General features: G+C 65.4%; 5 protein-coding genes and 2 pseudogenes. 3 read left to right on the forward strand and 4 right to left on the reverse strand.

Features of this window, described 5'->3' with window-relative positions; all coding sequences use genetic code 11:
- Positions 1-828 precede the first annotated feature (828 nt).
- Positions 829-1668, forward strand: coding sequence for a F510_1955 family glycosylhydrolase (locus tag MCHLDSM_RS14740; protein ID WP_048470781.1), 840 nt, complete (start codon positions 829-831; stop codon positions 1666-1668).
- A 172-nt stretch (positions 1669-1840) separates the two neighbouring features.
- The gene (locus tag MCHLDSM_RS39315) at positions 1841-2260 is read left to right on the forward strand and encodes an alpha/beta fold hydrolase (protein ID WP_234713985.1); all 420 of its coding nucleotides are present in this window, start codon (positions 1841-1843) and stop codon (positions 2258-2260) included.
- A gap of 294 nt (positions 2261-2554) precedes the next feature.
- On the opposite strand, the pseudogene MCHLDSM_RS39320 reads toward MCHLDSM_RS39315, so the two are convergent.
- The 3 genes and pseudogenes from MCHLDSM_RS39320 to nicT all read right to left on the reverse strand — a co-directional run.
- Positions 2555-2671 (reverse strand): annotated as a pseudogene (locus MCHLDSM_RS39320) (peptidoglycan hydrolase RipC); the annotation flags it as partial.
- A pseudogene (locus MCHLDSM_RS37250) lies at positions 2646-2902 on the reverse strand (transposase); the annotation flags it as partial. The pseudogenes MCHLDSM_RS37250 and MCHLDSM_RS39320, both read right to left, overlap by 26 nt.
- Positions 2903-3303: 401 nt before the next feature.
- Positions 3304-4440, reverse strand: a complete 1137-nt coding sequence (nicT, locus tag MCHLDSM_RS14750; RefSeq protein WP_407661976.1) for a Nickel transporter NicT — start codon at positions 4438-4440, stop codon at positions 3304-3306.
- Between the two features lie 583 nt (positions 4441-5023).
- On the opposite strand from nicT, the gene MCHLDSM_RS14755 reads away from it, so the two are divergent.
- On the forward strand, positions 5024-5587 hold the full coding sequence (locus MCHLDSM_RS14755; RefSeq protein ID WP_268781519.1) for an ROK family protein: 564 nt from the start codon (positions 5024-5026) through the stop codon (positions 5585-5587).
- Positions 5588-6186: 599 nt separating this feature from the next.
- On the opposite strand, the gene MCHLDSM_RS14760 is transcribed toward MCHLDSM_RS14755, so the two are convergent.
- A complete protein-coding gene (locus MCHLDSM_RS14760; protein ID WP_048470782.1) occupies positions 6187-6690 on the reverse strand; it encodes a hypothetical protein in 504 nt (167 codons plus the stop codon).
- Between the last annotated feature and the right edge of the window lie 437 nt (positions 6691-7127).

The following is a 7127-nucleotide window of genomic DNA, read 5'->3' on the forward strand; positions in this document are numbered from 1 at the left end:
CCTTTCTGAACTGGCCTGATTGATGCGTAGAGAACACCAATCCTCCCAGCTCAAGGGGCACTTTCCTCATTCCGACACCCCACGACCAACCAATTTATCGGTGGATCGAGGCTAAGGGTCGAACTCAAGTTCGATGAAGATTAGTAAAGACCTAACGGGCTGCTCCTACCGCACGCCGTCTGACTTGAGTCGACAGGTTAGGCGACATTGGCCCGTCGCCCTGATTGAGGCGTTTATGACATCCCCGTTGGTCGGCTGGCGTCGACGCCCCACATTGACGCCCCACATTATTGAAGCCAGCCCTGCATCTGCTCGATCTCATCCCCCAGCGCTCTTCATCTCGTTGGTCAAGCCACCACGCAGGGTCGGCGCCGTGCTCGACTAGCAGCATGTCGCCCACCCCGGCGACGTGTTGGCGATACGAGATCATGCCTTGGGCGGACGTTACGTCGGCGTCCTTGATGTTCGCCGTTGCGCGCGGCACTGCTCGTGGCCGAGGACGCCGCAGAGCTCGCCGCCGTAGGAGACCCGGTATCCGAGTATGCGCTAAACGCCAAGGTCGACAGTTCGACGCCGCGCTGCAGCCAATTCGCTTATGCTGCGCGAACATTAGTTCCACCACCCTTGACACGCCACCGCGGGCGAGCGGTCGCGCCACGAACGCCTGCAGGACCGTCCACCGCGAGTATGGGGTCGGCTCCCGGACAATCAAAGATTCGATGAGGACGCCGTGTGCAGATCGACAATCCACCCGACGTCGCTGAACTCCTGCAACGCCACCCTACTATGGCGATACGTAGATCCCGTCGACGACAGGAAAGCCCCCTTATGACGGCGCTAAGAATCCTCGCTGTAAGCCTGACCGCCGCGCTAGTCGCGGCCTGCTCGTCGAACACGGTGGACAGCAAGCCCGCGATGGTTCCCGGCATGGTGCACATTCATGGCCTCGGAATCAACCCCGCTGACAAACGGCTCTACGTCGCCACGCACTATGGCCTGTTCCGCGCGGGCGAAGGGCAGGCATCGCAGCGCGTCGGCGACCTGGCCCAGGACTTCATGGGCTTCACCGTTACCGGCAACGACGAGTTCCTGGCCAGCGGCCACCCTGATCCTTCCGACCGGTCACAACCACCGCATCTGGGTTTGATCAGGAGCGACGACGCCGGCCAGTCATGGGAGTCGTTGTCGCTCAAGGGCAGCGCCGACTTCCACGCGCTGGAATACCGGCACGACCGGATCTACGGACATGACAGCCAATCGGGTCGGGTCCTCATCAGCACCGACGAACGGTCCTGGCAACAACGCGCAGAAATCGCCGCATACGACCTGGCCGCCTCCCCGGCGGACGCCGACGACATCCTCGCCACTACCCGCCAGGGGTTGCTTCGCAGCACCGACGGCGCGGTGACTTTCGACGTCGTTGCTGGCGCGCCGACACTCGTGTTCGTCAGCTGGCCAGATAGTGGCCCTCTCATCGGAGTCGACGCGCAAGGAACCCTATACACCAGCAACGACAGCCGAATTTGGCAGGCCCAGCATCGCCTCAACGCCAAACCTCAAGCCCTCCTGGCCGCCGGCAACCGCCAGGTCTACGTTGCCACCGACACCGCCATCTACCAGTCAGGCGACAACGGCGCCACCGTGAGCGTGCTCAGCACCATCGACTAAGCCGCCACCCCGTCCTGCGCGACGTCGGTCACCGCGACTTGCCCGATACTGCCGCGCGAAACGAGTCTGCGATGGCCGCCGCCGCCATCTCATCACCGACGGCGCCGCGATCGCCTACCAGCTCAGCGGCCCAACCGGACCGGTGCCGGTCGGCTACGGCCACGGCGTGTTCATGAGCCGAGAGGTCGTCCGCGGTCTACGAATCTTCGACGTCGACCCCATCGCCCACGGCCGGCCGCTGATGACCAACGACAAACGCGGACACGGCGCCTCACGCGGCCGTCCACGACCTCTGGACTACCGCTTCGAAGAAGCCGCCACCGACCTACTCGGCGTCCTCGACGCCGCAGACCTCACCGTCCCCATCGATTTCGCGGGCTCCTCCTTCGGCGCCGCGGCAGCGCTGTACGCCGTCCTCGCCGCTCCCCAACGCTTCCGGCGCCTGGCCCTCGTCATCCCTCCAGTGAGCTGGGAAACCGGCGCCGACCAGCAACGACAGTGGTACTTCGACACCGCAGACCTCATCGACTCCATCGGCCCCGCAGCATGGCGACAACAGTGGGCTGACGCCCCCCTTGCCGAACTTCGCTGATTACCCGCAAGGAAAATTCACGCCGGCGATCCACGACGACATCGCCTCAGGCGCGCTGCGCGGCGTCGACGCGTCGGATCTTCCCGATTCCGGTCTGCTCCGCTCCATCAGCCAGCCCACGCTCATACCCGCCTAGGACACCGACCCCCTGCACCCCTTCTCCACCGCTGAGCGCATCGCAGAGCTCATTCCCCACGCGACGCTGCACGTGGGCGCGTCATCTGAGCGACATCCAGGCCTAGACACGTCTGACCACCGACTTCTTCCGCGACTGACCTCGGCGGCCGGGGCGTCCTAGTACCGCCGGACGTTATGGATCGGGGCCGACGAGATCGGTGCAACCTTAACCGGAGTGCCATACGTGGACCCATGCACCATCATTCCGTCACCGATGTAGATACCGGCGTGAGCTGCCCGACATGCGGTCGGCGAAGGTGATCGCGAGGGCGTGCAGAGCTGGCGTTCAGCGCATCGTCCATCGTGTCTGGCCGGTTTCGGTCGGGTCCAGCGACCGGGTGACCAGTACCGGCACTTTAGTGCGGCCTGCTTGGTGGGAAAGCGACCGGGCGCGCGGATTGCGCGGCGGTAGCGGGCGTTCGAGGATTCTATGGCGTTGATCGAACGGATCACCTTGCTTATCTCGGCCCTGAGCACCCCGCCGGCCCGGCCATTCGACCCCAGCGTCCCGGCCTGGCGCGCCAGCTCCCCGAGCGACCTCCAGACTCGTCTACCTCGCGCGTGCGTGGACCGTCATCGCCGCCGCCGCGGCCTGCCTTGCCCTCACAGCCGCGACGTCTCGGACATCGTATGGCCTTCCGCCTCCGACACACCGGGCCGTAAGGTCACGTACGCCGCTACTGCGACACTCCCGAAGCGCGCCCATTGACATGCTCGGACCGAGGGTATTTCGGCGCCCCGACGCCCGGATTAGAAGATGTAGGCAAGTCCTGCCAACGGTTTCTGAAACCACCCGCTATGGCGCTCGAAAAGTCGACCCAATTGCGTCGTTGAGGCGCGGCGCCGTTCGGCAGGACCGAAGTTGTTCAGCTTGTGAGGTTGGTGGACCAGCGTTGTTCTATCTTCCCGAATCGCCAGACCGAGACTGCGATGAGCCATGAGAAGACAAACAGCGCGACGATGGCGTAGCCGGCGTAGTCAAGATTGATGTTGGCGATGGCGGCTACAGGCCCGGAGTCGATGTGGAGGCGGTCGGCCAGCACGCCGATGAGCTCAATGGTGCCGATTATCAGTGCGACGGCGACGGAGATCGATGTGATGGTGAGGTTGTAAAAGATTTTGCGGACGGGTTTGGCGAAGGCCCATCCGTAGGCGTAGTTCATGAAGACGCCGTCGGTGGTGTCCATCAGACACATTCCCGCGGCGAACAGAATGGGCAGCACCAGAATGGCGTAGAACGGCAGGTTGAAGGCAGCGGCGCCGCCCGCTAGGACGAGCAGTCCGACCTCGGTGGCAGTATCGAAGCCGAGTCCGAACAGCACGCCGATCGGATAGATGTGCCACGGTTTGGTGACCGACTTGGTCAGCCCACCTAGGAAGCGATTCATAAAACCGCGCGAGTCAAGTCGTTTCTCCAACGCGGCTTCGTCGAAGCGGCCCTGACGTAGTTCGCGTAACACCTTGATGATGCCGAGCAGGGCGACCAGGTTCAGGATGCCGATGATCCACAAAAAGATTCCGGAAACCGAGGGGCCGATCGTCCCGGTGATGGTGTGCAGCGTCGAGCTTTCATTCTCGACGGGTCCGACCAACGCGCGAACGCCTACCGCGAGCAGGAAGGCCAGGGTGAACACGATGGTGGAATGGCCCAACGAGAACCAGAACCCGACCGAGAGAGGCTTTCTGTCGAGGCCAGCTGCGGTGTTGTCGGCGATCAGTTTGCGCGTGGTGTTGTCGACGGCGGCGATGTGGTCGGCATCGAAGGCGTGGCGCAGTCCGAGCGTGTAAGCCAACACACCGACACCGATTGTGAACACGGGGTGATCACCACCCAGCTGGTAGTTGTTGGGCACGACGAATGCGAACAGCACAATGAAGCCGACCAGGTGCAGGAGCACGATAAATCCGTACATCCCGGCCAGAGAAATTCTGTCGGCGCGCGAGAGGCTGGCGCGGAACTGGGCCAGGCGCCGCGGCATCTCCTCGGCGCCAGGTTCAGCCACCATTGCGCACCTCTCGTTCATCGTGATGCCGGGGCGTACCGGGGTGACCCAGCTGACGAGGCAGAAGGCTATCCAATACCTGTTCACCTGTCTACGTAAACAGGTGAAATTGAATATGTGTTAGGCGACCGCAGCGTTTGGCAGAGCATGTCATTGGGCGGCGCCGATGCCAATCGCGTGATGCCCTCGCCAGAACAGGGCGTGTTACCGCGCAGCGGAGTGCACCCGCGCGCCTTGCGCATATCAGCCGCGGCAACGGGCTCAGGGCCTCCATCTCAGCACCGTCCAACGCTCGGCTTCCTGCGTCGGGCGATCCACGGGCCGTCGTCTAGTGAGCCGGCTCCCGGCGATACCCGTGGAGGCACCACTTCCGAACTCAGCGCCCCTCAGGACCTAGCGCGGGTCGTCGCCGCACTACGCCGCCGTCGTGGACTGCATCCTGGCCCCGGTCTACCTGCGGTACCTGCTCGGCATGAGTATCGATGGCTCTGCGTGAGCCGCTGGTTCGCCGCGATCGTGTGCGCGGTCGAGCATCGCCTGGAGCTGTGCCGCCCGCTGCAGGAGAGGCGCGGTCCGCTGTTCGTTGCTCAGGTCGCGGGCACTGATCAACGCCTGCAGAAAAGCCAGTCGGCCCGCACACCTTGCCGACGAGCCTCCAGGGGATGTCGTGAGTGCCCTGCGCTCCTCGGCAGACATCGAGGCGCTGGTCGAAAACGACGCCAACGCCGCGGCCCTCGGTGAGGCGCGCTTCGGCGCGGCCCGCGACCGTGCCGTGGTCGTGTGCATCACCGTGGGTACCGGTATCGGCGTAGGGGTCGTCCGCGACGGAATCCTGGTTCACGGAGCCCACGGAACCCATCCTGAAGCCGGCCACGTCGTCGTCGACCCCGACGGTCCGCTCTGTTACTGCGGGGCGCATGGGTGTGTGGAGGTGTTGGCCTCAGCCACCGCGGTGGTAACCGCAGCCACGGCCGCCGGGGTGATCGGCGCCGGAGGGACGGCCAAACAGGTCCACGACGCGACCGGCGCCGACCCCAGAGCCGCCGCGATCGTCGCCCGCGCCCACAACGCCCTCGCCGCGCTGGCACGGACATTGGTCGCCGTGCACGCGGGCCGATCGGTTGATGCTGGTGCTGCGGTGTTTTAGCGGCCGACCACCACCGCCGACGGTCAGGGTCCTCCGTGTCGGCCCAAACTGTAGTCGAACGCACCAGTGCGCCAGGCCGGATCGCGCTCCGCCTCTGCCGCGACCGCATGGTCTTTCGGCGTTTTCGGCGAACCCTCGACGACATCGCCTCCAGGAGGGAGCTGCCAATGCGCGCAGCGTCGACCCGCTCAGCTGGCGATACGGCCTTAGGTGCCCCGTGGCGGCACTGAATTCCGCGCCGCCGTCAATCTTAACCCGATTTACCAGCCTTTCAAGACCACGAAACCACACTCTTAACCGCAGTCGGCACACATCATGGGCGCCTGCTAGCACGGTCACGGCCAGCGCGAACGGTTGGCCAGCACCGCATCTGCTGGGCCCGCACAGCCGGCGTTCGCGCGCTGCCGGTGTGGTTCGACGCGACCACGGTGCGGCCGCCGCGCGACGCGACGATCCTGCAGCGCGGCTAAACCCCCGCTCGGTCGCTGTCGCGGCCCGCCCAAGTCGGCGGTGCGCCACCGCCCGCCACGGCTCTGTAAACCCCGCCCAGCTCCTCGCTGCGCAATGCTGCGCCACTCCTCCTCGGTACGACGCCAGACTCACCACAAAGTGGGCTGGTCGCCAAGCTGCGCCGCCTGCACCGCGGCGGTATCCCAGCCATGGCGCACAGCCTCGCGCAGCGCCACCGATCGCTCACGCCGTACACCGCGACTGTCGCAGCGGCGCACAGCATGGCGGCCACCGCCGCGACGCATCCGCGCCATGCGCTCCATGTTGTCGCCCTGGGAGCCCGACACGACGTGTTGCTGCGGGTCGGTGTCGGCCGCGACCTTCACACACACCGGGTTGTCACATTCATGCAAACTGAGCACCCCCGCGGCGACGCTTCCACCGGCAATAGCCAACGCGTAGCGGTGCGGACGTACGCAGAACCCCACGCCGTCGCGGGTGAGGTAGAAGCGGCCGTAGCCATCGGCGCCGATCGCTCCGGTCCAAATGTTGCAGTCCGAAGGCGTTGGCCCGCAGACAACGTGGCTGTGAAACCGGGCGATCTCAGCGGCGTGCAACTGCCGATCAACGACCAGCTGGCCCGCGCTTCTCATGACCGCTGACCTTAGGGCCGGACACTGACACACGGCCGCGCCGCAGGAGCGCACGAAACCGCCCCCGCGCCGCCTTCGCGGACCGGGAGCTTGCCGCCGCAGAACGTGAATCCTCGCCGCGCGGCGCACCGTGCGACGCTGCGTTGTCGCATCGCACCGCATCCCGCTCTGCGCGGCCGGGTGCTCACGACGCCTGTAGTCCACGCCTGCCGCGCAGCGCGGCAGGACAATTCGGTCATCACGCAGAGGCCGCCTGCGGGCTGTCAGGCTCACCGTCGCTGCGGCCCGGTGGCGGATCAGTCATGGCACCCCCGTCGCCTAGTGCATGCGAACCGCGGCCGGGTGGCGGTGACAGTCTGATTCGGGACCAGTGTGACGGTCTGATTCGGGACCCACCCGGGCTTCGGCGTGGCGTCGTGACGGCTTGATCTGGACCC

Source organism: Mycolicibacterium chlorophenolicum, assembly GCF_001044235.1.
In the GTDB taxonomy this organism is placed as follows: domain Bacteria; phylum Actinomycetota; class Actinomycetes; order Mycobacteriales; family Mycobacteriaceae; genus Mycobacterium; species Mycobacterium chlorophenolicum.

Excerpts from the sequence above, each read along its gene's own strand:
- MCHLDSM_RS14760 (WP_048470782.1), bottom strand. The coding sequence starts at position 6,690 with ATGAGAAGCGCGGGCCAGCTGGTCGTTGATCGGCAGTTGCACGCCGCT.
- MCHLDSM_RS14740 (WP_048470781.1), top strand. The coding sequence starts at position 829 with ATGACGGCGCTAAGAATCCTCGCTGTAAGCCTGACCGCCGCGCTAGTC.
- MCHLDSM_RS39315 (WP_234713985.1), top strand. The coding sequence starts at position 1,841 with ATGAGCCGAGAGGTCGTCCGCGGTCTACGAATCTTCGACGTCGACCCC.